The following is a 26,487-nucleotide window of genomic DNA, read 5'->3' as shown; positions in this document are numbered from 1 at the left end:
TCCAACATAAAAGAGAACGATTCCTTACTGTAATTTTTATAGAAAGAATCGATCATTTTTTACATAGAAATATAAACTATAATATAATTTTCATTTGGAACTATTAAAAAGGCGGAATAAACTGCGGAAAGTTAAAAATATTTTTCGGATCATATTTCGTTTTTACTTTCATTAATTCCTTTGCAATTGCACTACCATATCTTTTTCCACAGTGCTCTTGCAAAAGCATATATCCAATTTCAGCTTCTTTTACATGTTCCTCATTCATCGTTACATGCCCAAGACCAATATATTCATTTGAAATAGAATCATACACTTTATAGGAGCCGAATAGTTGATGTTTTTCATTGCACTTTAACAATTTTTTAAAGTTAGCTTGCGCCTCTTCTAACGGAATGGAACGCTCTGTAATTTGCGCCATCACTTCTTCGTTTGAAACGAGTTGGAAATATAAGTTGAAATCTGTTGGTTCAAATTTATTGAAATATAGCTTCTTCATAATATTCCTCCAAACTAATTTTTAATTGTTCTTCAGAAAAGAAAAAGATAAGTTAAATTGTAATTTCTATTTGATTGCCTTCAGGATCGCTTATTACACTTTCATAATAGCCGTCTCCAGTAAAACGGAGACCATTTAATAATGAATAACCTGCATTTTTTAAAGTTGTAGTTAGTTCATTCACACGTTCTTCACTACCGACAGAGAAAGCCATATGTGCGTAGCCAATTATATTAAGATTAGGCTCATTTTCAATCCCTTTTTTACGCATAAGTTCAAGCCTTGCTCCAGATTCGAACGTAATAAAATAAGATTCAAATTGTTTCGCTTCATTATGATATAAAGCGTTTGCTTTACCGTTAAAGTATGTCGTATAAAAATCACGCATTAATTTTATATTGTTTACCCAAATTGCGATATGTTCAATTTTCATAGATTTCACCAATCCTATCTGTACTAATTAGGATTTCACTGTATAAAAATTGCATTTACATTGCAAGAAATTTGATTTGGTGTCAAAAGATAATTGTTAATTTTTAGTTGTTATCGTACATACAATGTGTAATTAAGTGCGTGCACTATGGAGTAAAGTTTCGTTTTATAAAAAGGGGGAATAGTATGACTGAAATAAATGAATCTTCAAGAGTCGATTTGAAAAAAGATATAAAGTTTTCTATTATTATCCCTGCGCACAATGAAGAAAAGTACATTAGGAAATGTTTAGATTCAATTTCAAAGGCAGCGGAGGCATATAAAGATCAAACTGAAGTCATAGTTGTTTTAAATCGTTGTACAGATAAAACAGAGGAAATAGCAAAGTTATATAATTGTATTACATTAAAAAATAATGATAAAAACTTATCCAAAATCCGAAATGCAGGAGCCAAAATAGCTAGCGGAGAAATCATCATTACTATAGACGCTGATACTCAAATGACAGAGTCAATGTTGACTAATGTAGACAAATATTTAGTTTCAGGTAAATACATTGGCGGTGGGGTAACTGGGAAGTTTGAAAGAATATCTTTAGGAATATTCCTTTCCGCAATGTTAATAATAATCCCCTTACTTTTTAAGTATGGAGCTATATCTGTAGGGATTTTTTGGTGCTATAGAAAAGACTTTATGGCGATTAATGGATTTAATGAAAACATGCTTATGGCAGAAGATGCAGATTTTGCAAAACGGTTAAAAAAATGGGGAAAGCAAAAAAATAAGAAGTTCGGTACAATTAAAAATGGAATGGTAACTTCATGCAGAAGGTTTGATACATATGGAGATTGGGCTTTAGTTAAAAACCCAAAAATAATCTTAGCTTATCTAAAAGGAAATGATAAAAAATATGCAGATAAAACATATTATGATAACCAAGAAAGATAACTGTGGAAATTCCTAAACAATTCATTAATAAATGAACTAGTGAAACAAAATAAATATGTTTTATTCAGAATAACTATTTATTGGTTTACTTTTAAAGTATTAAAATGTGTTTTCTATATATTTTAAATACTAACGTACGGAGCAAAATATTTGCATTGATGGTAGCTGGAAATTGTGGTCTTAACGTTGGGGAAATCTTCTCATTTTATAAAAGATGAGGAGATTTTTTATTTATAGAATTAAAAATGAGAATTTGATACCATTGGAGTAAGGGGTTTTAATAACGGTATATTAAGCAATGTAAATACATCGTTACAAATGTTTTGATATTCCGTGAAATTACATAATTTTATGGAAGCATTTGATAGAACCCAAAAAAACGCAATGGAGGCTAATATGAAAAAAATAATTGGCGCAGCAACAGCAACAGTTTTTGGATTGGGGGCTTTTACCACATCTGCTACTGCAGAAACAATCGTAACAGCGGATGTACTCAACGTACGTGAAAAGCCAACTACGGAATCAAAAGTTGTCAAAAAAGTAAAAGAAGGACAAAAATTAAAAGTTATACATACTGAAGAAGGATGGTCAAAAATTGAATTAAATGGTAAAGAAGTATTTGTAAGTTCGGAGTTTACAAAAGATGTTTATCATGTAACAGCGAATTTGTTAAATGTCCGTTCTGAAGCAAATACAGAATCAGAAATTCTTGGTAGGCTGAAAAAAGATGATGTAATTGAATCAACGCATCAAGTGAAAGATGGATGGCTACAATTCGAGTATAAAGGAAAAACAGCTTATGCAAATGTTTCTTTCTTATCAAGTACAGCACCAATTGAAAAGAAAGCTGGAGAGAAAACAAAAGAAGTAGCGAAAGAACAAAAAGCGGTAAAAGCTAAGGTAGCAACAAAAACGAAAGAGCAAGAAGTAGCAAAAGCGAAAGAACAAGAAGTGGCAAAAGCGAAAGAACAAGAAGTAGCAAAAGCGAAAGAACAAGAAGTGGCAAAAGAGAAGGAACAAGAAATAGCGAAAGCGAAGGAACAAGAAATAGCAAAAGCGAAGGAACAAGAAATAGCGAAAGCGAAGGAACAAGAAATAGTAAAAGCGAAAGAGCAAGAAATAGCAAAAGCGAAAGAGCAAGAAATAGCAAAAGCGAAAGAGCAAGAAATAGCAAAAGAGAAGGAACAAGAAATAGCGAAAGCGAAGGAACAAGAAATAGCAAAAACGAAAGAACAAGAACTAGCGAAAGCGAAAGAAGAAGCGAATGCAAAAGAAGCAACAAAGACACAAGAAGTATCTAAAAACAATGCACAGTCTGCTAAACGTGAAATAACGGTTGTAGCGACAGCGTATACTGCTGATCCAAGTGAAAATGGTACATATGGTGGACGCGTTTTAACTGCGATGGGGCATGATTTAACGAAAAATCCGAATATGAGAATTATAGCGGTTGATCCGAAAGTAATTCCTTTAGGATCAAAAGTGTGGGTAGAAAATTATGGTGAAGCGATCGCTGGTGATACCGGAAGTGCAATTAAAGGTAATCGTATTGATGTTTTAATGGGTTCAAAAAGTAAAGCTATGAATTGGGGAAGACAAACTGTTAAAGTGAAAATTCTATAATAATTCTGGGTATCCAAATAGAAGTCAGTTCTCTTTATTGAGACTGGCTTTTATTTTTTGAGCTAATGTGATTCATTGAAAAACTATGTTGATTTAATATAGGATTTTTTAAAGGGATTATTACTAAATCTGCACTAGAACATAAATAAAAAATGAAACGACTTTTAGTGTTAATTTTTTTATAATAAAGTGGATCAGATTTATATAAAGCGAGGATGGAATATGACAACAGAATTATATGGCGAGCATTGCAATGAATTGAAAGGCTATAGAGTAATTGAAGGAAGAGATTCATATACTCATTACTTTGGCGGGCAAGATTGTAATTTACCAATATGTAAGCTATGCGGTGAGAAGATGCACCAAATCATTTGTTTAGATTTGAAAGATGAGAGGCTTGCTGAACTTAAAAGTGGTGAACTAGATATATTACCATTCGTTTCATGCTTGAACTGTGCAATGGTGTGGGAGCCACAATATTTTCAGTTAAGTGATGGAGGGAAAACAGTTCAAATTATAAGGCAAGATAATTCGGAAGAGTGGGTAATGGAAGAGGAAGATAAACTTCTAGTTTCATTACCAAAAACAACTGTAAAGCTTATAAATATGAAAAATGAAGATATACCTACTGATGAAGATAGTTACTGGGAAGCTTTCGATTTGTTCGGTTCGGAATATGTATGTAGATTATTAGGGGCACCATTATATGGAGATATTCCAGGAGATTTGGCATGTCCAACTTGCTCTAAAGAGATGAAGTATGTTGCTACTATTACACAAGATATTGAGGAACGGGAACTTGTTTCAGTAGTTGATTTTCAGTTCGGGGAGATGCATATCTATTTTTACATATGTAAAGATTGCTCTGTAATGAAAACTGAAATGCAAAGTACATAATAAAAATACGACTGACCCATTCTGTCAGTCGTATTTTTGTATCGTAACATCATTAAGAATCGTATGAAATATATCTTTTTGCGTGAAATCATCTGTAAAAACAGTTTCTCTATTCACTTTGATTGTATCGTGCGGATTATACCATTTCCGTAGAGAGTCCTCACCAAATTCATGCTGTTTTTCTCTTGTATTATGCCGTTTAATCGTTTCTTCTAATGATAAATCGAAGTAATATGTAAACGCATTTTTATCAAAATAATGTATTAATTCTCTTAACATATCACCGTACCTACGATTGTTCAAAATACCTTCTACAATAACAAATTCACATTTTCCTTTTCCGTACTTCGCAATTTCAAATAGTAAATCATGAGATAAGTTACCCATGGTGTCGTGCACTTTTAGCATATCTCTACGCACGACATCTTGAGAGACTAGAAGTGTACCTTGCCCGAAATGTTCTTGTAGTTCTTTTGCGATTGTTGTCTTGCCACTTGCTGAATTTCCTCTAAGGATGATTAATGTTGATTTTAGTATAGGGTGTGACATAATATATTTCCTCCGACTTCTTTCATTCTGAATTTTATTATATAGAAAATTTTAACAAATAAAGTGTGGAAAGTGTATAATCAATATGTTGGAAATATAAAGGAGGGGGCTAGATGGGAGATAAATTAAAGAAAGTACCACCTGTATGGAAGCGGACGTGGTTTCGTTATCTAGGAGTATTTATAATTGTTCAATTACTATTTATTACTTGTGAAGTGACTGCCCGGGCACCAAACTTTAGACCTAGCGGAGAATTTTTTAATAGAATTTTAAATTCTCAATTTTTCACAGAATGGTTCACACCATATCAAATTCCGCAATTTAATGTATTTACAGCATTTTTTGCGAGTACATTACTACCATATGCACTAATAGGTGCAATTAAAGATTTAACATTAAGAAAACATATAAATGAACAATAGAGGTGTCACATGCTATTTCAAAAAGAAAAATTATTTGTTAGATACGTAATAGAAGATGATGCACCTATCATTTCCAAATGGTTAACAGATCCAGAAGTCCTGCAGTATTACGAAGGACGAGATAATCCTCAGTCTATAGAAAAAGTACTCTCTCATTTTATACATAATCCAAGCAGTAATGAAAAAAGATGTTTAGTAGAATTTGATGCCGTGCCGATCGGTTACATACAAATGTACCCAGTAGATTCTGAATGGAAAGCGTTATATGGATATGAAGAATTGCATAATGTATGGGGAATGGACCAATTTATCGGTGAACCAGCCTATTGGGAAAAGGGAATTGGAACAAAACTCGTTCAAGCAGCAATTACATACATTATGAAAGAAGTGGATGCGGAAATAATTGCAATGGACCCGAAAGTAAATAATGAACGTGCGATAAAGTGTTATGAAAAATGCGGATTTAAAAAAGTGAAGATTTTAAAGGAACATGAACTGCATGAGGGGAAATTAGAAGATTGTTGGATGATGGAATATAAACAACTATAATGATTTATGAAATTGCTTATACAAACAAAGGGAGCTGTGTAAAATGAAAAAAGCATTAATAGTAATTGATGTGCAAGCGGGTATGTATACAGCGGGAATGCCAGTACATAATGGAGAAAAGTTTTTACAAACATTAAAAGAGCTTATTGGGTCATGTCGTTCAAATGATATTCCGGTTATTTATGTACAGCATAACGGGCCGAAAAATCATCCTTTGGAAAAAGGTACAGATGGCTGGAAAGTGCATGCGGCAATCGCACCACAAGAGGGTGATAGTATCGTTGAAAAGACGACACCTGATTCATTCCATAAGACAAACTTAAACGCAGTGTTACACGAAAAAGGGATTGAGCATATTATCATTTCAGGTATGCAAACAGAGTACTGTGTGGATACGACAACGCGCAGAGCGTTTAGTGAAGGATATAAAGTAACATTAGTAAGTGATGCACATAGCACATTTGATACAGATGTATTACGAGCTGAAGATATTGTAAAACATCATAATGTTGTATTTGGATCATTTGCGGATGTTATTGCGTTAAAAGATTTAAAAATAGAAGCGTAAGTGGGAAAGCGGCTGTCTCTAAAAGAGTGGCCGCTTTTTTTATTTGAAATCAAGTTGTCGAAGTGAGTCGATTAGTATATTTTTATCAGTTGGTGTATATATGTTGTATTTATTATTTTTGGATTTCAAATGAAATTTCTTTAGCTGCTTCTAAAGCTATTTTTTTAGCTTTTGTTTTAAAATAGGACGCTGCTATAACGTATCCATATCGATGTCCCATTGATGTAGGTGGTTTTAGAAAAGTTCCTTTTTTAGGTTTTATATAAACTTTCTTTACACCAGGATATCTAGAACTACGATTTTTTCCTGTAACTCGAATTAGTTTTCCTATAGATTTAACTGTTAGGTAATGAGCATACACATATTTATGATGTTTTTTATTTAGTGAAGGTTTATTTCCTAACATTAATTGAATAGTTTCTTGTACTAAGTTGATTCCATGCCCAATTTCAATTATGTCATTCATTGCTCCACCTGATATTCTGGGGTTTATCTCAATTAATTTCCAAACATCATTTATTCTTCGGAGTTCTAGATGACAAGCTCCGTTTTTCATATTAAAAGCCTGAATAACAGAATTAACTGCATTGAAAAGACTATTGTATAGTCTTTTGTCTACTTGTCCTAGTAAAGAATAGCCAGTAACAATAAAGCGTTCAAAAAGTGTAATTTCTTGTTCAATTACTGCTATAATATGGACTTTTCCATTTTGAACTAAAATTTCGACTAAGTACTGAGGTCCATCTATATATTCTTCAAGTAGAATTTCTTCATTAGGTAGTTTTTTTAAAAGACTTTGTATAGATAAAATTAATTGATCTTTATTTTTTACTAATAATACATCTTTTGATCCTGTTGATTTAGGGGATTTCACAATAAGAGGGAAATTTATCTTATTATTTTTTTTAAAAAAAGATGATAATGATTCTGTTGGTTTGTAAATTAAATAGTTGAGTGAGATTGGTAAATCTTTAAGTACATTACGAGTTAATATTTTGTTTTCCATATGATGGATAGCTTTAGTAGATACAATATTTGAGCAAAATTTTTCTGATAAACGTGCAGCCACATAAACATAAGGGTCAATAAAACTAAAGATCCCTTTTATGTTTTTTCCTGATTTATTTAATTTTTCAATTGTTGTAATTATATTATCATAATCATTTATATCAGTGAAAATCATCTGATGTACATCAGGGAATATAGTGCGTTCATTAATAAATTTTGTTTTTTTAGTTAATAGAACAGTAAAGAAATTAAGTTTTTCAGCTGCTTTGATTGCTTCCCTACTTGATCCAGATTTATTTGTTTCAATGAAAACGATAGTATCCATTTTATGTCACCTTAACCTTTATCATTTATCATTTTATAAAACCTCAGGTTTATTATTTCTATAGGTAGAATATTAAAATGAGGTTAAGCTTGTTCGGGATTTTTCGAAAAATGGTTGAATGAGGGAGAACATGAATATATATATAATGAATTTGATATTTGTTTTGAAAAAGATCTTTAGAAAGAAGGGAAGAAGAACTAACATGACTATAATTGGTATGCTTCACCATCGGAAAGATCCGAATGACGTAAAGAAAGCATATACTTACGCTGCTGTAGCTAAAGCTGAAGGTGTGGAATTTTTTTATTTTACTTTAGGGAAAGTAAATATAGAAAAGAAGAAGATTTTAGGTAAAACTTATGAAAATGGTAAGTGGATTGAACAAGAATTTTCTTTTCCAGATGTTATTTACAATGCAAGTGTTCATGTTAGTGATAAAAATCAGCAAATCTATGATTATCTACATGAAAAAGTTCCTTTTACAAGTCATTCAATTGGAAATAAATTAAGTGTATATAACAGAATAAATAGAGCAAAAAAATTTAAGCAATATCTTATTCCTTTTTATGAATTAAATGATGTTAATAAGTTTTTTGACATGATTAATCGTTATGAAAAACTTATTATTAAACCGATTTCTGGACATCAAGGTAGTGGTATTGTTTTCATTGAAAAAAATGGGATGAATTACAGTATGAATGAGTCAGAACAAATTTCATCTATTAATAAAAAACAATTGCGGAGCTTCATATCTGATAAGATTCAAGAGCAAGGATACATAGCTCAACAGTTTATTTCATGTCAAATGAAATCTGGTCATGTTTATGATTTTCGATTGCATGTTCAAAGAAATGGGGAAGGCAGGTGGGTTGTTACTTCTATATTCCCGAGAATAGGTCCATTAGGAAGTATTGTATCAAATATGGCTAAGGGTGGTTATAGTACTTATTTAGATGTTTTTTTAAAAGCGGAGTTTGATAACGATTGGTATAATATTAAAAGGTATTTAGAACGATTTGCAGTAACTTTTTCTAACCATTTTAATTCTTTATTTAAGGATGTATTATTTGATGAGTTAGGAATTGACGTAGGGATTGATAAAGATCAAAAATTGTGGTTATTTGAGGTGAATTGGAGACCAGGGGTACCTAATATATTTAATCTTGAATTAGATGTAGCTAGAAATTTAATTCACTATGCTAGATATTTGGCTGATAAATCTAAATAAGAAAAGGAAAGTAGAAAAATAAAATGAAACCTAGAAACCTTTATATACCAATGTTTCTACTAATCTCTCTTTCTATATCTCCTATAAGGCTTTTCTCCATGCATTCCGCTGGATTGTCGTCAAGTCGACGTACCTAATACGAGCACAATACCGGAACCTGATAATACATCCTTCATTGTGGGCGGGGGCACATATTTATAAAAAAATACGCTTGTCCAATCCATTATCATTCTCCAGTCATTTAATATTACAAAGGGGGGAGAACATGGAAAACAATGAAAAAATCACGTTTCGATTTGTAAAAAAAGATGGAGAAGAAATTAATTTGGGAAATCTTGCTGATAAACGAAAAATTGTCATTGTCATTAATAATCAGATTACATTTGCACCGAATACAACACAAATTGCCAGTGGAGCCGGACAAAATAGTGCAGCAGGAAGTAATGCAGCAATTGATTCATCGAATACTAGACAGCAACAAACGGTGGGCGCTGGAGGCGAAGCCATAAATAAGGGGATTAGTGGGGACCAGATTGAGCCGCATAAAATGAAAAAAGAAACTTCGGATGAAGAGGCAGAATTTGTACTTATCATCAATAATCAAATTAATAAAACCCGTAAGGAACAGGCTGGTGCTACTCAAGTGGCAAGTGGTGGTGGAGATGACAGTGCAGCTGGAACCAACGCTGCCATCGAAAGTTCTAATACTAAACAGCAACATGCAGTGGGAGGCGGAACGGATAGTTCGGCAGAAAATGCAGGTGAAGAAGGCGACCAAATAGAAAACTGCGATTAAAGAAAAGGGCAGAATCTGGATCTTCGGATACAGATTCTGCCCTTTCCTTTAATTGGTTATTACAGTTAAGATGGTTTACCCTCGATAAACACTTTTTTTACTTTTTTAGACGGGGTAGCACAACATGCCATGCCCATCAACTTAAGCGTTTTATTACACCAAAAAACAAAAAAATGTACAATTTCTCTTAGAAATGTCAATTTATTCGTTTTGGGGTATTTGCTTTTTTTAGCTTGATGGCGATGGGGCTCCTTCATCAAAACATTACTTCTTTTTATCTTTATCCAACACATTCTGTTCTTCCGCAAACTCTGTACCATATGCAAAACGGCGATTAATATGAATGTTATCGTTGTTGTGCCTTGTGTGCGAGTTAGAAAAGCGATGAACGATTGCTTCAGATAATGTAAAGACAATCGCAGAAAGGATACTGCCCCATGCAATTTGCATATAGTTGTCTAATAAAATATTACCGAAAATCCATACGCTTAAATATGTGAGTAAGAAATCCGACATAATGGCACCAGTATTGCCAATTCGCTCTAAAATAATTTTATCAACGAACATATAAGATACGATTGTAACGAAGAGACTGAACGAAATAATTTGAACAAACGTTGCAGGGAAAAACAAAGCGAGTCCAATACTAAATGCGATAATGCACGATATAAATTTGATAAGTACTACAGTAAAACTATTCAATATTCACACCTCCGATTTATACATAGTTTTGCAATAAATTCAGGAGTTCATACATTGTAACGGATTTATTTAAATAAAACTTTTTCATGTCGTTGTTTTTATCTAAATATTATAAAAAAAACGAAAAAATGTTATAGTAAAATGAGAGTATATGACATTTTTAGGTAAGGGGGAATCCGGGATGTGGATTACTTCAGAAGTAGAAATTCCAGATGAGTTAATTGATCATCTTGAACAAGGGAAGTTAGTGTTATTTGTTGGAGCAGGAGTTTCTATGCAAGGGAAATCAAGCTTACCAAATTTTGATGATCTAGTTGATGAAATTGCGAAAAAGTTATATGTCGAAAAACGTGAAATAACTGAACCACATGATTATTATCTTGGTAAAATTGCAAAAACGAAAGACGTACATCAAGTTGCGAGAGATGTTGTTCATATAGAAAAATCAAAACCGAATCCACTGCATTATGCAATTCCAAGGTTGTTTCCTTTAGATATAGATGTCCGTATTGTGACGACAAACTTTGATCAACATTTTACAACTGTAATTAAAGAAATGAATAGGGAGATAAATGTTTATTACGCACCTGCTTTACCGACAGGGAGAGCTTTTAAAGGACTGGCTTATATACATGGCAATGTAGAACAGGAGAAAGAAGCATTAATTTTAACAGACGGTGATTTTGGAAGGGCTTACTTAACGGAAGGATGGGCAAGAAGATTTTTAGTTGATTTATTCTCAAATTATACCGTTTTATTCGTTGGATATAGTCATAATGACCCAGTAATGAAATATTTAGCGACTGGTTTACCACCAAGTACAAGGCGTTATGCATTTGTCGCACAAGGGGAAAATACATATCATTGGGAGCATTTAGGCATACGGCCGATTGTGTATCCAAATAAAGTGAATAATCATCAGTCCCTCGTCAAAGCAGTGAAGCGATGGGCAGAATTAATGGGCGATAATTATATTACAAAAAGAATGCGTATTCGGGATATTGTAACAGTTCCACCATCAGTAGAACAAGAACAATTATCATACATAAAGCAGTCAATAAAAAAAATAGAAACAGTCCGTTACTTTGTTGAATTTGCCAGAGATTATGAATGGGTGGAATGGCTTGAAGCAGAAGGGAAATTGCGAAATTTATTCTTGCTCACGCCAAATTATAACGAGGTAGACGAATTACTTGCAGAATGGTTAGTAGAGCAATTTCTTTTTAGTCATCAGAAGGAACTATTTCAACTTATTTATAAAAATCATTCAAAAATATCCCCATTGTTGTGGCGAACAATTTGTCGCTATTTAAACGAAATGAAAATAAAGATGGATCCGTTGTTGTTTGCAAGGTGGACACTCCTTTTGTTAGAAACTGCTGAAAAAGATAGTAGCTCTATTGAAAATATTTCATATTTACTGCAAAAATGCTCTTTTCCTGAGCATAAAGAAATTGCATTATTGTTACTAGCCTTTATTCTAGATGGGAAACTTAAATTAAAGCGTGTAAGAAAGTGGGGAAATGATACGCAAGAATCAATAGAACTCGAGGAATCGAGTCGTATACCAGTGTCTAGATTTTCTCATGTGGAGAAAATCTGGGATGAGAAGATGAGACCGCATATTTCTTATTACGCTGTTCCAATAATGATTATGGGATTAGAGAAGATGCGACTATTGTCATTAAGACAAACAGCTTTGAAAAAAAGAGATAAGGAAAATGAAGAGAAAGAGTTTCATCAAAATGACCTTGCATTTTTAATTCAAATTGTAAAAGAGTGTTTAACTTATTTATGTGAAAACAATGAGAAAAAAGCGAATTACTATATTACAGAAATGATAGAAGCAAATAGTGTACTTCAAAAGCGAATCGCAATTGATGCGATGAATAAAAATATATTCGTTAGTGTAGATGACAAAATGAAATGGTTGTTACATGAAGGGCTTCTTTTAGATTTCACTTATAAACACGAAGTTTTTCAACTTTTAAAAAGGCAGTATACACATTCTTTAGAAGAAACAAAGGAAGAAGTCATTCAAACTGTATTGAAACACCTTACAGAGGAAAGAGCATTTGATGTATGTCTCGTATTAGACTTATTATTCACTTGTGATCCCAATAGTCCATCTACAGCAAAAGGGTATGAGTTAATGAAGCAAAAGCATCCTCACTTTCATTCTGATCGATACAGTATACAAAAGAAGAAGACTACAGAACAAAGCATTATTTGTAATGTGACTGCGGATGGCTTACTGCAATTAAAAGATGATGAAATTGTGAAGCAAGTTCGGCAATTTTCTCAAGACGGTGTGTTTGAACAACGCCATTTTTTAGAGATGTTATCTAAAGCATGTAAATTGAATACAGAGTGGAGTATTTCATTTGCATATCAATTAGTAGGCGTGCACGAAATAAGTAATGAAGTATGGTTTGTTTGTATTAGAGAGTGGAGAAATAACCGAGAACTGACAAATGAGCAAATTCAAAAAATTATTCCACTATTGCAGAAATTTGTTAGAAATACAGCCTTTCATTGGTTAATTAGTAGTTTTCTATATGAAATTAGTAATCGATTAGAAGAGTTAGAGGAGAATAGTATACGAGTTGTAAAACGTTTTGCTTTTTCAGTTTTCCCTCAAGTTATGAAAAGTAATACGGATTTTAAGCTTGGAAAACAAGACTTTTACAATGAATCGATTCAGCAACCTGTTGGAAAAATGACAGCTGTATTATTAAAACTATTATCATATGATCATTTATACGATCGTAATGTGTATGAATATTTATTTTTATTTGAAGAACAAGTAAGGAATAGTTCAGAACGGACGAACTTTATGTTTGCACGTTTAATAGCAGATATTACATTTCTATATCATATTGAGAAGCAATGGTGCCGAAAATATTTGTTACCGTACTTAGATTTAAAGAAAGAAAATGAGATTACAAAATATTCATGGGCAGGTTTATGTTACACGCAAATTAATTTACCTTTATTTACAGAGATGAAGCGATTTATTAAATATGCGGTAGAACATTTGGAAGTTTTGCATCTACATACACGTGAAGCTTTCTTGAAGTGGCTTAGCTTTGTATTTATTAAATGCGTACTGTACTGGGAGCAAAAAACAGATTGGTTATACCCATTACTTATGCAAGGAAACGAAGAGAATAAAATTAAGTTTATGCAGCATGTATGCTATTACGTCAAAACATTAAGCGTAAAAGAGCAGCAAAAATTTTGGACAGCTTGGCTAAGTGTATTTTTGCGAGAACGACCAAAAATGGGTGAGATAACAACGAGAGAATATGTAATGCTTTTACGCATTATTTTATACATGGATGAGATTGTAGAAAAAGGATTATGTATTATATCTCGTACATTTTTAGATGTAAGCGGAAAATGTACGGAGGGGGAAATAAAGCAGTTATTTACTGAAATACTGGATAAGAAGGAAAGTATGAAAGCGCATAAGGAAATGTATGCAAATGTGTTTTTTATTTTACTACAAACATGTCAGGAAGCCGATTTACTTGAAAGTGAAATCATACAAATGAAAAAACAATTAATCGAGTATGAAGTAGATAAACATGTATTAAATTTAATAGAAAATGAGATAATTCGCATCGGAATTGTAATGGGAAATTTACAAAAGGAATTATAGGTCAAAAGTGGAATTTCAAAAAATATATAAAAAGTTGTTGACAGTGTTTTGAAAAGCGTTCTATAATACGAATCATACTTATTCAATTTCAAAAACATTTGAATAAACAAAGTGCAATGAAGAGATCACAGTAGTGGTTAGTCTTACTGTAACAGAGAGCTGGTGGTTGGTGTGAACCAGTACAGGGATAATCATGAATTACAGTCTTGGAGCATCTTTTTCGTAGTAAAGATAGTATCGTCTTTATGAAGAAAAAGCGGTCAATTGATCGTTAACAGTGAAGAGAGGTAGACAGTAAAGTTAGTCTACAACTAGGGTGGTACCGCGATAAATATCGTCCCTACTGATTTATTCAGTAGGGACTTTTTGTATTTTAATGGTCCAACTTGAAAATAAAATATATATGCGTTGAAAGGAAAAGCAGTAGTTGTTGTTTCCCTGTAACAGAGAGCTGGTGGTTGGTGCGAACCAGTACAAAAACAAGAGCGAATTACAGTCCTGGAGCATCTTTTTCGTAATAAAGATATGTATCTTTATGAAGGGAAAGACGGTCACATTGATCGTTAACAATGAAGAGAGGTAGACGAAAGAAGTCTACAACTAGGGTGGTACCGCGATAAATATCGTCCCTACTGATTGGATCAGTAGGGATTTTTTGTACAAAAAAAGTGATTTTTACTGAATCGATAGTGTCTTTATGGTAATTATTAGTTTAAAATAAGAAGAGGTATCGATTCCACTTTAAATTTGTATAATCCATCAGTTCAGAAAATAGAGAATTTTCAATTCTCTTACTATACTTTTAAAACATTAGAGGAGGATTTCCAAATGGCAAATCATGAATTAGATCAATTACGTAAACAGGTAGATGAAATTAACTTACAACTATTACACCTTTTAAACAAACGCGGTGAAATCGTTCAAAAAATTGGGGAGCAAAAGCAAGTGCAAGGTACGAAACGCTTTGATCCAGTACGTGAGCGTGAAGTACTTGACATGATCGCAGAAAATAACGAAGGACCATTCGAAACATCAACAGTTCAACATATTTTCAAAACAATCTTCAAAGCAAGCTTAGAATTACAAGAAGATGATAACCGTAAAGCGTTACTTGTTTCACGTAAAAAGAAACAAGAAAATACAATCGTTAATGTGAAAGGTGAATTGATTGGTAACGGCACACAAACATTCATCATGGGACCTTGTGCGGTAGAAAGTTTAGAGCAAGTTCGCCAAGTAGGGCAAGCGATGAAAGACCAAGGCTTAAAATTAATGCGCGGTGGTGCTTTCAAACCGAGAACATCTCCATACGATTTCCAAGGTTTAGGAGTAGAAGGATTACAAATTTTACGCCAAGTAGCAGATGAGTTTGATTTAGCGATTATTAGTGAAATTTTAAATCCGAACGATGTTGAAATGGCATTAGAGTACGTTGATGTAATTCAAGTTGGCGCACGTAACATGCAAAACTTCGATTTACTACGAGCTGTAGGTAAAGTTAACAAGCCAGTATTACTAAAACGTGGTTTAGCAGCAACAATTGATGAATTCATTAACGCAGCAGAATACATCATTGCGCAAGGAAACGATCAAATTATTCTATGTGAACGTGGTATCCGCACATACGAAAGAGCGACACGTAACACATTAGACATCTCAGCAGTACCGATTTTAAAGAAAGAAACACATTTACCAGTTATCGTTGACGTAACGCATTCAACTGGACGTAGAGACTTATTATTACCAACAGCGAAAGCGGCACTTGCAATTGGAGCAGATGCAGTAATGGCGGAAGTACATCCAGACCCAGCAGTTGCGTTATCAGATTCTGCACAACAAATGGATATTCCAGAATTCCATAGATTCATGGATGAGTTAAAAGGTTTCAAAAATAAATTATCTTAATTCCATATCATATATGCGCTGAAGAGGAAACAGTAGTGCTTATCTCACTGTTAAAGAGAGCTGATGGCAGGTGTGAATCAGTACAAAGGTAAGCATGAATTACAGCCTTGGAGCATCTTTCTCGCCAACTTACGGAGGGAAAGACGGTCAAACGATCGTTAAAGAAGAAGAGAGGTAGACGAAAGAAGTCTACAACTAGGGTGGTACCGCGATAAACATCGTCCCTACTGAGCGCTCAGTAGGGACTTTTTTGTACAAAAAAATAGTAAAGGGGCAAGAGAAATGAGATACATTACAGCTGGAGAATCACATGGACCACAGTTAACAGTTATTTTAGAAGGTGTACCTGCAGGTTTAACACTCGCGGCGGAACATATTAATAAAGAATTATTAAGAAGACAAAAAGGGCATGGTCGCGGAAGACGCATGCAAATTGAAACAGATACAGTTGAAATTGTAAGTGGTGTACGTCACGGAATGACACTTGGATCACCAATTACGTTGATTGTAAAAAATGATGATTTCAAACATTGGACGAAAGTAATGGGCGCAGAACCAATCTCGGAGCAAGAAAGTAAAGAAATGAAACGTACAATTACAAAACCACGTCCAGGACATGCGGATTTAAATGGAGCAATTAAGTATGGCCATCGTGATATAAGAAACGTATTAGAGCGTTCATCTGCTAGAGAAACAACAGTAAGGGTTGCGGCTGGCGCAGTTGCGAAACAAATTTTATCAGAATTAGGTGTCAATATTGCAGGGCATGTGCTTGAAATTGGTGGTGTAAAAGCAAAACATATTTCAAACTTACCAATTGAAGAAATTCAAATGATAACTGAAAACTCACCTGTTCGATGTTTAGATAAAGAAGTAGAACAAGAAATGATGGATGCGATTGATAACGCAAAAAGTAGCGGAGATTCTATCGGTGGTATTGTGGAAGTTATTGCAGAAGGTATGCCAATTGGCGTTGGTAGCTATGTTCATTACGACCGTAAATTAGATGCAAAACTTGCTGGCGCGATTATGAGTATTAATGCATTTAAAGGTGCTGAAATAGGTGTTGGTTTTGAAGCGGCAAGACAGCCAGGAAGTAAAGTACATGATGAAATTTTATGGGATGAAGAAAAAGGGTACACGAGAAAAACGAATAATGCCGGCGGTTTAGAAGGCGGTATGACAACAGGTATGCCAATTGTCGTAAGAGGCGTTATGAAGCCAATTCCTACATTATATAAACCGTTAGCAAGTGTTGATATTGATACGAAAGAAGCATTCCAAGCAAGCATTGAAAGATCTGATAGTTGCGCAGTACCAGCAGCCGGTGTTGTCGCTGAATCTGTTGTAGCATGGGAACTTGCAGATGCACTAGTCGAACAATTCGGAAAAGATCGCATGGAACTAATTCAGCAAAACATTACGCAACATAAAAAATACGCAAAAGAATTTTAATAAAAGGGTGGGTTTAACGTGCAAGTAAAAGATCAACTATCATCATTACAACCATATAAACCAGGTAAATCACCAGAACAAATGAAAGAAGTATACGGGGATCATTCATTTGTGAAATTAGCGTCGAATGAAAACCCGTTCGGTTGTTCGCCACATGTTTTAGAAGAGTTGCAAAAATCGTGGTTGGAACATGCACTATATCCTGACGGAGGTGCTACAACGCTCCGCCAAACAATCACAGAGAAATTACAAGTGCAAATGGAACAAGTACTTTGCGGTAGTGGCCTAGATGAAGTCATTCAAATAATAAGTCGCGCCGTACTTCGAGATGGAGATAATATTGTAACGGCTGGTTCAACATTCCCGCAGTATCGTCATCATGCGGTTATTGAAGGCTGTGAAGTGAAAGAAGTTGCTTTAAATAACGGTGAATATGACTTAGACGGAATTTCGTCAGCAGTAGATAACAATACAAAAATCGTATGGATTTGTAATCCGAATAACCCGACAGGCACATATGTTAATGAGCGAAAATTAACTCAATTTATTGAAGGCATTAGTGAAAATACGTTAATTGTCATTGATGAAGCGTACTATGAATACGTAACAGCAAAAGATTTCCCGGTGACATTACCGCTTCTAGAAAAACATAACAACATTCTTATACTTAGAACGTTTTCTAAAGCGTACGGATTAGCTTCTTTCCGCGTTGGATATGCGATTGGACACGAAGAGTTAATCGAGAAATTAAATATCGTACGCTTACCATTTAACGTATCTTCATTAGCGCAAAAAGCTGCGACAATTGCTTTTAACGATGAAGCATTTATTGAAGAAATTGTAAGTGTTAATACAGAGGGATTACAACAATACGAAAGTTTCTGTAAGGAAAATGAAATTCCGTTTTACCAGTCGCAAACAAATTTCATTTTCTTGCCGGTAGATAATGCTGGAGATATTTATGAAGCTTGTGCACACGCAGGGTTTATTATTCGTCCGTTCCCGAATGGTGTCCGTATTACAATCGGAACAAGGGAGCAAAATGAAGGAGTGATTTCAGTGTTAAAACAACACTTTGAAAATAAAAAAAGTAAGTCTCGAGATGAGGAAAATGTGTAAAAAAGTAGTATTAATTGGAACGGGTTTAATAGGAGGCTCTCTTGCATTAGCAATTAAGAAAGAGCACGATGTAACGATAACAGGTTATGATATATTTCAAGAACAAGTAGAACGCGCGAAAGAATTACACGTAGTAGATGAAGTAGCAGTAGATTTACAACGTGCATGTGAAGAGGCACATTTAATTGTTTTTGCTTCTCCAGTTGAGGAAACGAAGAAGCTATTACACAAACTAGCGTCATTCCGTTTACGAGAAGATGTTATAGTGACCGATGTTGGTAGTACAAAAGGAACGATTATGAACGAAGCGGAAGCTTTATTTTCAAAGGAAGTTTCTTTCATTGGTGGACATCCAATGGCAGGTTCTCATAAAACTGGTGTTGAAAGTGCAAAAGCACATTTATTTGAAAATGCATTTTACATTTTAACACCGATGAATCATGTGCGAAATGAACAAGTGGAAGAGCTAAAAGAATGGCTAAAAGGAACAGGATCACATTTCCTTGTTTTAAATACAGAAGAGCATGATTATGTAACAGGGATCGTTAGTCATTTCCCGCATCTTATCGCGGCAGGATTAGTAAAGCAAGTTGAGAAGCATGCAGGCGATAATCCACTCATTCATCAACTAGCTGCTGGAGGGTTTAAAGACATTACACGCATTGCATCTAGCAGCCCGAAAATGTGGAGTGATATTGTAAAGCAAAATCGAGAACATTTAATGGTATTATTAAAAGAGTGGATCTCTGAAATGGAAGAATTATATGATACAGTTTCTACTGGAGACGCAGGCGAGATTCAAAACTATTTTGCAGACGCAAAAGAATACCGTGATTCTTTACCAGTACGAAAGAGCGGCGCAATTCCTGCCTATCACGACTTATACGTCGATGTTTTAGATAAAGTAGGGGCTTTAGCTCACATTACGAGTATTTTGGCGCGTGAGGAAATTAGTATTACGAACTTGCAAATATTAGAAGCGCGTGAAGGGTTGCTTGGAGTATTACGTATTAGCTTCCAAAGAGAAGAAGATCGTATGAAAGCAAAGCTAGCGCTTGGACAAGAAAAATATCAAACATATGAAACAATTTAAATGAGAAGGTGAAAACGTGAAAGAAAAAACAATACAACCTGTTAATAACGGATTGAATGGCAACATTACAATTCCAGGTGATAAGTCCATTTCACACCGTGCTGTTATGTTCGGTGCGATTGCAGAAGGAAAAACGACAATTAAAGGTTTCTTGCCCGGTGCAGATTGTTTAAGTACAATTTCTTGCTTTAAAGAAATGGGAGTAGACATTACGCAAAATGGTGATGAAGTTACTGTAATTGGGAAAGGATTAGAAGGTTTACAAGAACCGAAAGCTGTATTAGATGTTGGTAATTCTGGTACAACAATTCGATTAATGTCAGGTATATTAGCTAACACACCATTTTTCTCTTGTGTACAAGGTGATGCGTCTATCGCAAAAAGACCGATGAAACGTGTAACAAATCCATTAAAACAAATGGGCGCAAATATTGATGGCCGAGAAGAAGGAACGTTTACGCCGCTAACAATACGTGGCGGAGATTTAAAAGCAATCCAGTACACTTCACCTGTAGCAAGTGCACAAGTAAAGTCAGCTATTTTACTTGCAGGTCTTCGCGCAGAAGGTGTAACAACTGTTACAGAACCACATATTTCACGCGACCATACGGAAAGAATGCTTGAAGCATTTGGAGTAAAGGTAACTCGCGAAGGAAAAACAGTGAAACTAGCAGGTGGACAGAAGTTAACAGCAATAGATGTTCAAGTGCCAGGTGACGTATCATCCGCAGCATTTTTCTTAGTAGCAGGTGCAATTATTCCAAATAGTAAACTAGTATTACAAAATGTAGGAATGAATCCAACTCGCACAGGTATTATTGATGTGTTAGAGAAAATGGGAGCTACATTTACTGTAGAGCCAATTCATGAAGGGGCATCAGAACCAGCTGCAAACATTACAATCGAAACATCTTCATTAAAAGGAATCGAAATTGGCGGAGATATTATCCCGAGGCTAATTGATGAAATTCCTGTGATCGCCTTAGCAGCAACGCAAGCAGAAGGCATTACAGTCATTAAAGATGCACACGAATTAAAAGTAAAAGAAACGAACCGTATTGATACAGTCGTTGCAGAGTTAACGAAACTAGGAGCTCGTATAGAAGCAACTGATGACGGTATGATTATTTACGGAAAATCAGCTTTAAAAGGCAATACAGTAAATAGTTACGGTGATCACCGCATCGGAATGATGCTTGCGATTGCTGGCTGTCTAGCAGAAGGAAAAACAACAATTGAAGACGCAGAAGCAGTAGGAGTATCATACCCTACATTCTTTGAAGAACTTCAAAAGTTAGCGAAATAAAGTGATGAGAAGCAGATACGTAATGTATCTGCTTTTTATGTTAGATTGTTATTAAATCGATATCTTTTGTTGAAACGTCTATGTAATTTCACTTACCGAACTATAATAGTAAGAATTATGGTACAATTCAAATGAGGAATGGAGGGGAAGTATATGAACGTCATACAATTAAAAGAAGATAAGCTCAGAGAAGCATTACGTTTATCAGAATACGCTTTTCAATATAAAGCAGATGAGGAACGAGTGCAGCAACAAATGACTCGAATGAAAGAAAGCCATGAAATATACGGCATTATGGAAGGGGAAGACTTAGCGGCAAAACTGCATCTTATTCCGTTTCATATTTACATAGGCAAAGAAAAATTTAAAATGGGAGGCGTTGCAGGGGTAGCGACGTATCCTGAGTATAGAAGAAGTGGCTATGTAAAAGAGCTACTTGAGCATTCACTTCAAACGATGAAAAAAGATGGCTATACAGTATCTATGTTACATCCATTTGCAGTTTCATTTTACCGTAAATACGGCTGGGAACTTTGTGCAAATCGCCTTGTATGTCATATGGAAAAGAGCGATTTAATTATGAAAAAACAAGTAAATGGTACTGTGAAGCGTTTCAATAAAGAAAACCATCCAGAAGAAGTAGAGAAAATTTATGAAACATTTGCAGAACGTTTATCAGGTATGTTAGTGCGCGGAGAAAAATGGTGGTTACAAGCAGTCTATCATGACTTAACATTAGCAATTTACTATGATGAAAATAAAATAGCAGCTGGTTACATGTTATATAAAATAGAAAACTATAAAATGACAGTAGAAGAATTTGTACCACTGCATAATGAAGCACGAAATGGTCTATGGAACTTTATTTGTCAGCATGATTCTATGATTAAAGAACTTGAAATGATAGTAAGTGAAAAAGAACCGTTGTTATATACATTGCAAGAGCCACGAGTGAAGACAGAAATGAAGCCATATTTTATGGGTAGAATTGTAGATGTAGAGCAGTTCTTAAACCAATATGAGTTTAATTGGAACGATGCGCAACAAGAAGTGATCTTACAAATTACAGATTCATTTGCACCTTGGAATAACGTAACTGTGAAACTTGCAAATCATGAAGTAACAATTATAAAAGAAGAGACATTGCATAAAGGAATTAAGCTGGATATCAATGCGCTATCTACAATAATGTTTGGCTACAAGCGTCCGTTAGAACTAAGTGAGTTAGAATTAATTAGCGGAAGCGAAGAGGAAATACGAGTGTTTGAGAATGTAGTGCCAGTACGTGAAGCATTTATTTATGATTTCTTTTAATTAGTACAGTGTGCAATGTGTAATTAGAAAAGTACTATAATGAAAAACAGTTTATAGTACTTTTCTATTAATAGAGTGAAATCATTATTTTAGGAGGAAAAAGAGAATGATTAGGCAAGCTGTAGGGGCATAAATACTACATTAGTTTTGTCACGCACTTGACTTTTAATCCGTGTAATTTATAATTAAAAACGGAATGAATTTTCATTCCTGAAAATTGAGGTGGGAAAAGTGGCTAAAAACAAACAAGAGGATATTTTTGATGCTGCGATACAACTTTTCGCAGAGCGTGGTTACGATGGTACGACAATTCCGATGATCGCTGAAAAAGCAAATGTTGGCGCTGGTACTATTTATCGCTATTTTGAAAATAAAGAGGCACTCGTTAACTCACTATTTTCAAAGAGCATGTTGCAATTATCTGAAATACTAAAAACTGATTTTCCTGTTGAAGCAAATATCCGTGAACAGTTTAGTCATATTTATAACCGTTTATTTGAATTTGCGAGAAACAATGTGGATGCTTTTCTTTTTACAAATTCTCACTGTGATAGTTATTTTCTTGATGAACAGAGTAACAAAATATTTGACGATTTTATAGGCTTCTTTATGAATATTATAGAAGATGGAATCGCAAAAGGTTTGCTCCGTCCATTGCCTCCAGTTGCTTTAATTATTATTGTATATCAACCGCTAGAAAAATTAACTAAAGTAATGGCAACAGGGCAATTAGAATACTCAAAAGAATTAGTAAAAGAATTGGAAGAAAGCTCTTGGAATGCTATTAGAATCATTTGATTCTATAGCTCTATAAGGACAGGAATGAACATTCATTCCGATAGAGGTAGGTAAATAGATTTAAAAATAATTTAATAGAATAATAGGAATGAACGTTCATTCCGAGTACAACATGAAATTCTAAAAGTAGGAGATGATTCATATGAGCAAATTAAAAAGTTGGAGAAGTTTATCTTTTCTATTATGGATAGTTATTACTATTACAATGGTTGTAACGATGCCTAATATGGATAAGTTAGTGAAAGAAAAAGGGCAAATTACGATTCCTAATACAGAACAAAGTAGTATTGCTGACAAGATGATAAAAGAGATGGATAAAGAAGGGGCTGAAAAGTACGAAATTATAGCGGTTTTTAATAGTGGTAATAAAGCAGCTTTAACTACTGAGCAAAAAGAGGAAATAACAAAAACGATCAATGCGTTACAAAATGAAAAAGAGAAATTAGGAATTAAGGAAGTTGTTTCACATTTAGATAATAAAGACTTGGAAAAACAGTTAATTTCTAAAGACAATACGACTATTTTAACGCAAATATCGGTAGATAAAAAGCATGGTGAAATATCAAAAGTTGCAGAGGAGCTACATAAAAAAGTTAAACCGAATGGGGTAAAAACATACTTAACAGGAAGTGACTTAATCGGAGATGATTTTCTTAAATCCTCTCAAGAGGGAGTGAAAAAGACAGAAGTTATTTCAATCATTTTCATTCTTGTTGTATTAATCATTGTATTTCGTTCACCAATTGTTCCAATCATTTCTCTTCTTACAGTTGGGGTATCGTATTTAGTTTCAATGGGCGTAATTGCTCATCTTGTAGATCAATTTAATTTTCCGTTTTCGAATTTTACACAAGTGTTTGTCGTAGTTGTTTTATTTGGAGTGGGAACAGATTATAACATTTTATTATATACAAGATTTAAAGAAGAATTAAGTAAACAAGAAAATGCATTTTTGGCTACGAAAGAGACATTTAAATCGGCTGGGAAAACTGTTTTATATAGCGGGATAGCGGTGCTAATTGGATTTGCATCACTTATTTTAGCAAGTTTTAAATTGTATCAATCAACTTCAGCGGTATCAATTGGGGTTGCAGTATTATTACTTGTTTTAACGACATTAAATCCATTTTTCATGGTGCTATTAGGAAAAGGAATGTTTTATCCAGTTAAAACATTTAAAGGACATGAAGATAGTCGTTTATGGGGATTCTTTGCGAAAAACTCGGTAGCAAGACCATTTGTTGCTTTAATTATTGTGTTTGTGATATCGATTCCTTTCGTATTGAAATATTCCAACACGCTGAATTACAATGACTTATTTGAAGTCGATAATAAGTATGAGTCAAAGATGGGGATTAATGTAATAGAAGACCATTTTCCACCAGGATTTTCTTCACCAGGTACGTTAGTCATTCAATCGGATAAGAAGTTAGATGAGGCGACTTCTCTACAAGCATTAGATGAGTTAACTGATAAAATTTCGAAAGTTAAAGGTGTTTCAGAAGTATATTCACCGACGCGTCCAGCAGGAGAAAAAATAAAAGAACTGTATATAAATAAACAGGCTGGAGAACTGAATACAGGCATAGGGGATGCAAATGGTGGTATTAAAGAAATAAATGACGGGCTAACTGATGCTAAGGAAAAAATGGGTGGTAATGACTCAAACAGTCTCGCAAATGTTCAAAAGTTAATTGATGGAACAAATGAAGCGAAAAATGGTGTATCGGCTTTAGGAACAGCTTTAAATCAATTATCAAATGGAATAAACGATGGAGCACAAGGAGCACAGCAAATTGAGAATGGGTTAGCTTCAGTAAACGAAAATATAAATGTCCTATCTAATGCAACGTCGCAGCTTCATGCTGGCTATGCACAATTAGAAAAAGGGTTAAGCTCTTACGATCAATACTTTGGAAGTATTTCTCAAGCGATTGAGGGGGCGAAAAAAGGATACGAACAAATTGAAATGTTAATGACCAATTTCATTCAAACAAAACCAGAATTAGCAAATGATCCAAACATACAGCAAACGATAGGAATTGCGAAGGAAGCTCAAAAGCAATTAAATGTACTTTCAAAAGAATTAAATGAACTAGCAACGCAGCATAATGCAGCGATGAGTTCATTTAAAGAAGCGAATCAATCGTTACTGAAAGTAGATAGCGGTTTAAAAGAAATGAACAGTGGTGTTACGCAATTACAAAAAGGAGCAACCGAGCTGAAAAACGGCTTGAACGAAGGAGCTACAGGTTCAAAACAAATTGCGAACAAATCAGGTGAGTTACAATCTGGATTAACGAAAATAAACGATGGGCAAGGGCAGTTATTAACGGGGCTCAAAGATTTGCAAGAGAAGATGGGCCAATTACAATCAGGTTTATCTAAAAGTACAGAAGGTTTAGGAAAAGTAAGTAACGGTCTAGGGGATGCTCAAAAATATTTAGGTGAGCTGAATGAATCGAAAAGCTCTGAGAAGTTTTATATTCCAAAAGAAGTTTTGGAGGGAGAAGACTTCCAAAAAGCATTGAATACGTATATGTCACATGATAGAAAAACTGCTAAAATGACAATCATTTTAGATGTAAATCCGTATTCAAAAGAAGCGATGCCTATTATTCAAGAAATAAATAAAACAATAGATGGCACTATAAAAGGGACGGAAATAAATGATGCGAAAACTGCAATCGGAGGGACTACAGCTAGAAATGTTGATTTAAAAGAAGTAACTGGGCAAGATTTCTTGCGTACTGCTACGATTATGTTGATTGGAATTGGGATTGTATTAATTGTAATTACCCGTTCATTCTTAAATTCGATTTTTATTATCGGATCTTTAATTTTAACGTACTTCACATCACTTGGTATAAGTGAGCTAATAAGTACGCATGTATTAAACGTTGAGTCATTAAGCTGGAATGTTCCATTCTTTAGTTTCATAATGATTGTCGCTTTAGGAGTGGATTATAGCATCTTCTTGATGATGCGCTATAACGAGCTAGAAGGGGATTCAGTAACAAAAATTATAACTGCATCTCGTCACATAGGCGGAGTCGTATTATCAGCAGCACTTATTTTAGGCGGGACATTTGCAGCTTTAATACCTTCAGGTGTATTAACTCTTATACAAGTTGCATCAGTTGCTGTTATTGGACTTCTATTATTAGCTTTTATTATTATGCCAGTGTTATTACCTGCTTTAATGGGGTTAACAGATAAAATGAAGAACTATACAAAGAAAATAAGTAATAAAAAATAGTAGAATCCCCCTTTAAAGGGGGATTTTT

Annotated in this window: 22 protein-coding genes and 3 other annotated features; of the genes, 17 read left to right on the top strand and 5 right to left on the bottom strand. The window is 34.2% G+C overall.

Annotated features, from left to right (window positions below):
- Positions 1 to 103 precede the first annotated feature (103 nt).
- Positions 104 to 499: a GNAT family N-acetyltransferase gene (locus MR065_RS05805; RefSeq protein WP_277927326.1), complete on the bottom strand. Its 396-nt coding sequence runs from the start codon at positions 497 to 499 to the stop codon at positions 104 to 106.
- 52 nt (positions 500 to 551) lie between these two features.
- On the bottom strand, positions 552 to 932 hold the full coding sequence (locus MR065_RS05800) for a VOC family protein (RefSeq protein ID WP_242212825.1): 381 nt from the start codon (positions 930 to 932) through the stop codon (positions 552 to 554).
- Between the two features lie 185 nt (positions 933 to 1,117).
- Between MR065_RS05800 and MR065_RS05795 the strand changes: the two genes are divergently transcribed.
- The 3 genes from MR065_RS05795 (at position 1,118) to MR065_RS05785 (ending at position 4,399) form a co-directional block, all read left to right on the top strand.
- Positions 1,118 to 1,879, top strand: a complete 762-nt coding sequence (locus MR065_RS05795) for a glycosyltransferase (protein WP_242212824.1) — start codon at positions 1,118 to 1,120, stop codon at positions 1,877 to 1,879.
- A 396-nt stretch (positions 1,880 to 2,275) separates the two neighbouring features.
- Positions 2,276 to 3,502 (top strand): SH3 domain-containing protein, encoded by a 1,227-nt coding sequence (locus MR065_RS05790; RefSeq protein ID WP_242212823.1) that lies wholly within the window; start codon positions 2,276 to 2,278, stop codon positions 3,500 to 3,502.
- 222 nt (positions 3,503 to 3,724) lie between these two features.
- Positions 3,725 to 4,399, top strand: coding sequence for a hypothetical protein (locus MR065_RS05785; protein WP_242212821.1), 675 nt, complete (start codon positions 3,725 to 3,727; stop codon positions 4,397 to 4,399).
- A gap of 24 nt (positions 4,400 to 4,423) precedes the next feature.
- Here MR065_RS05785 and MR065_RS05780 read toward each other — a convergent pair whose 3' ends face one another.
- A complete protein-coding gene (locus MR065_RS05780) occupies positions 4,424 to 4,948 on the bottom strand; it encodes a kinase (protein ID WP_242212820.1) in 525 nt (174 codons plus the stop codon).
- A gap of 113 nt (positions 4,949 to 5,061) precedes the next feature.
- On the opposite strand from MR065_RS05780, the gene MR065_RS05775 reads away from it, so the two are divergent.
- Genes MR065_RS05775 through MR065_RS05765 form a run of 3 tightly spaced genes read left to right on the top strand, consistent with a single transcriptional unit; the run spans position 5,062 to position 6,487 of the window.
- On the top strand, positions 5,062 to 5,370 hold the full coding sequence (locus tag MR065_RS05775) for a YfzA family protein (protein WP_242212819.1): 309 nt from the start codon (positions 5,062 to 5,064) through the stop codon (positions 5,368 to 5,370).
- A 9-nt stretch (positions 5,371 to 5,379) separates the two neighbouring features.
- Positions 5,380 to 5,919 carry a GNAT family N-acetyltransferase gene (locus MR065_RS05770; RefSeq protein ID WP_242212818.1) on the top strand — a complete coding sequence of 180 codons (540 nt, stop codon included), beginning with the start codon at positions 5,380 to 5,382 and terminating at the stop codon, positions 5,917 to 5,919.
- A 43-nt stretch (positions 5,920 to 5,962) separates the two neighbouring features.
- Positions 5,963 to 6,487, top strand: coding sequence for a cysteine hydrolase family protein (locus MR065_RS05765; RefSeq protein WP_242212817.1), 525 nt, complete (start codon positions 5,963 to 5,965; stop codon positions 6,485 to 6,487).
- Positions 6,488 to 6,599: 112 nt separating this feature from the next.
- Here MR065_RS05765 and MR065_RS05760 read toward each other — a convergent pair whose 3' ends face one another.
- Entirely contained in the window at positions 6,600 to 7,820 is a 1,221-nt protein-coding gene (locus tag MR065_RS05760) for an ATP-grasp domain-containing protein (protein ID WP_242212815.1), read from the bottom strand.
- Between the two features lie 130 nt (positions 7,821 to 7,950).
- On the opposite strand from MR065_RS05760, the gene MR065_RS05755 reads away from it, so the two are divergent.
- Both MR065_RS05755 and MR065_RS05750 read left to right on the top strand, forming a co-directional pair.
- Complete coding sequence (locus MR065_RS05755; protein ID WP_242212813.1) at positions 7,951 to 9,048, top strand: YheC/YheD family endospore coat-associated protein; 1,098 nt, start codon at positions 7,951 to 7,953, stop codon at positions 9,046 to 9,048.
- Between the two features lie 265 nt (positions 9,049 to 9,313).
- On the top strand, positions 9,314 to 9,844 hold the full coding sequence (locus tag MR065_RS05750; RefSeq protein ID WP_242212812.1) for a hypothetical protein: 531 nt from the start codon (positions 9,314 to 9,316) through the stop codon (positions 9,842 to 9,844).
- A 264-nt stretch (positions 9,845 to 10,108) separates the two neighbouring features.
- Here the strand turns inward: MR065_RS05750 and MR065_RS05745 are convergent, their stop codons facing one another.
- Complete coding sequence (locus tag MR065_RS05745; protein ID WP_242212811.1) at positions 10,109 to 10,546, bottom strand: YndM family protein; 438 nt, start codon at positions 10,544 to 10,546, stop codon at positions 10,109 to 10,111.
- A gap of 181 nt (positions 10,547 to 10,727) precedes the next feature.
- Between MR065_RS05745 and MR065_RS05740 the strand changes: the two genes are divergently transcribed.
- The 9 genes from MR065_RS05740 to MR065_RS05700 all read left to right on the top strand — a co-directional run bounded on the left by MR065_RS05740 (position 10,728) and on the right by MR065_RS05700 (position 26,459).
- Positions 10,728 to 14,210, top strand: a complete 3,483-nt coding sequence (locus MR065_RS05740) for a DUF4020 domain-containing protein (RefSeq protein ID WP_242212810.1) — start codon at positions 10,728 to 10,730, stop codon at positions 14,208 to 14,210.
- 107 nt (positions 14,211 to 14,317) lie between these two features.
- Positions 14,318 to 14,555: a binding site (T-box leader), on the top strand.
- 54 nt (positions 14,556 to 14,609) lie between these two features.
- Positions 14,610 to 14,844 (top strand) — a binding site (T-box leader).
- Between the two features lie 194 nt (positions 14,845 to 15,038).
- On the top strand, positions 15,039 to 16,115 hold the full coding sequence (locus tag MR065_RS05735; protein ID WP_242212809.1) for a bifunctional 3-deoxy-7-phosphoheptulonate synthase/chorismate mutase: 1,077 nt from the start codon (positions 15,039 to 15,041) through the stop codon (positions 16,113 to 16,115).
- 9 nt (positions 16,116 to 16,124) lie between these two features.
- Positions 16,125 to 16,344, top strand: a binding site (T-box leader).
- Between the two features lie 53 nt (positions 16,345 to 16,397).
- Positions 16,398 to 17,570, top strand: a complete 1,173-nt coding sequence (aroC, locus tag MR065_RS05730; RefSeq protein ID WP_242212808.1) for a chorismate synthase — start codon at positions 16,398 to 16,400, stop codon at positions 17,568 to 17,570.
- A gap of 18 nt (positions 17,571 to 17,588) precedes the next feature.
- Positions 17,589 to 18,689, top strand: a complete 1,101-nt coding sequence (gene hisC / locus MR065_RS05725; protein ID WP_242212807.1) for a histidinol-phosphate transaminase — start codon at positions 17,589 to 17,591, stop codon at positions 18,687 to 18,689.
- Positions 18,682 to 19,782, top strand: a complete 1,101-nt coding sequence (gene tyrA, locus MR065_RS05720) for a prephenate dehydrogenase (RefSeq protein ID WP_242212806.1) — start codon at positions 18,682 to 18,684, stop codon at positions 19,780 to 19,782. The genes hisC and tyrA overlap by 8 nt, the downstream gene beginning before the upstream one ends.
- Positions 19,783 to 19,798: 16 nt before the next feature.
- On the top strand, positions 19,799 to 21,088 hold the full coding sequence (aroA, locus tag MR065_RS05715; protein ID WP_242212805.1) for a 3-phosphoshikimate 1-carboxyvinyltransferase: 1,290 nt from the start codon (positions 19,799 to 19,801) through the stop codon (positions 21,086 to 21,088).
- A gap of 153 nt (positions 21,089 to 21,241) precedes the next feature.
- Positions 21,242 to 22,402 (top strand): GNAT family N-acetyltransferase, encoded by a 1,161-nt coding sequence (locus MR065_RS05710; protein WP_242212804.1) that lies wholly within the window; start codon positions 21,242 to 21,244, stop codon positions 22,400 to 22,402.
- Between the two features lie 231 nt (positions 22,403 to 22,633).
- Positions 22,634 to 23,200, top strand: a complete 567-nt coding sequence (locus tag MR065_RS05705; protein WP_097903790.1) for a TetR/AcrR family transcriptional regulator — start codon at positions 22,634 to 22,636, stop codon at positions 23,198 to 23,200.
- Between the two features lie 142 nt (positions 23,201 to 23,342).
- On the top strand, positions 23,343 to 26,459 hold the full coding sequence (locus MR065_RS05700) for an MMPL family transporter (protein WP_242212803.1): 3,117 nt from the start codon (positions 23,343 to 23,345) through the stop codon (positions 26,457 to 26,459).
- The last annotated feature ends 28 nt before the right edge of the window (positions 26,460 to 26,487 follow it).

Origin of the sequence: Bacillus cereus group sp. BfR-BA-01383, from assembly GCF_022663495.1 — a bacterium.
GTDB classification, from domain to species: domain Bacteria; phylum Bacillota; class Bacilli; order Bacillales; family Bacillaceae_G; genus Bacillus_A; species Bacillus_A cereus_AU.
This window is presented reverse-complemented; position numbering and strand designations above follow the sequence as displayed.

Bases quoted from the DNA above. Each gene is read 5' to 3' on its own strand.
- MR065_RS05805 (WP_277927326.1), bottom strand. From the start codon at position 499: ATGAAGAAGCTATATTTCAATAAATTTGAACCAACAGATTTCAACTTA.
- MR065_RS05800 (WP_242212825.1), bottom strand. From the start codon at position 932: ATGAAAATTGAACATATCGCAATTTGGGTAAACAATATAAAATTAATG.
- MR065_RS05795 (WP_242212824.1), top strand. From the start codon at position 1,118: ATGACTGAAATAAATGAATCTTCAAGAGTCGATTTGAAAAAAGATATA.
- MR065_RS05790 (WP_242212823.1), top strand. From the start codon at position 2,276: ATGAAAAAAATAATTGGCGCAGCAACAGCAACAGTTTTTGGATTGGGG.
- MR065_RS05785 (WP_242212821.1), top strand. From the start codon at position 3,725: ATGACAACAGAATTATATGGCGAGCATTGCAATGAATTGAAAGGCTAT.
- MR065_RS05780 (WP_242212820.1), bottom strand. From the start codon at position 4,948: ATGTCACACCCTATACTAAAATCAACATTAATCATCCTTAGAGGAAAT.
- MR065_RS05775 (WP_242212819.1), top strand. From the start codon at position 5,062: ATGGGAGATAAATTAAAGAAAGTACCACCTGTATGGAAGCGGACGTGG.
- MR065_RS05770 (WP_242212818.1), top strand. From the start codon at position 5,380: ATGCTATTTCAAAAAGAAAAATTATTTGTTAGATACGTAATAGAAGAT.
- MR065_RS05765 (WP_242212817.1), top strand. From the start codon at position 5,963: ATGAAAAAAGCATTAATAGTAATTGATGTGCAAGCGGGTATGTATACA.
- MR065_RS05760 (WP_242212815.1), bottom strand. From the start codon at position 7,820: ATGGATACTATCGTTTTCATTGAAACAAATAAATCTGGATCAAGTAGG.
- MR065_RS05755 (WP_242212813.1), top strand. From the start codon at position 7,951: ATGAATATATATATAATGAATTTGATATTTGTTTTGAAAAAGATCTTT.
- MR065_RS05750 (WP_242212812.1), top strand. From the start codon at position 9,314: ATGGAAAACAATGAAAAAATCACGTTTCGATTTGTAAAAAAAGATGGA.
- MR065_RS05740 (WP_242212810.1), top strand. From the start codon at position 10,728: ATGTGGATTACTTCAGAAGTAGAAATTCCAGATGAGTTAATTGATCAT.
- MR065_RS05735 (WP_242212809.1), top strand. From the start codon at position 15,039: ATGGCAAATCATGAATTAGATCAATTACGTAAACAGGTAGATGAAATT.
- aroC (WP_242212808.1), top strand. From the start codon at position 16,398: ATGAGATACATTACAGCTGGAGAATCACATGGACCACAGTTAACAGTT.
- tyrA (WP_242212806.1), top strand. From the start codon at position 18,682: ATGTGTAAAAAAGTAGTATTAATTGGAACGGGTTTAATAGGAGGCTCT.
- MR065_RS05710 (WP_242212804.1), top strand. From the start codon at position 21,242: ATGAACGTCATACAATTAAAAGAAGATAAGCTCAGAGAAGCATTACGT.
- MR065_RS05700 (WP_242212803.1), top strand. From the start codon at position 23,343: ATGAGCAAATTAAAAAGTTGGAGAAGTTTATCTTTTCTATTATGGATA.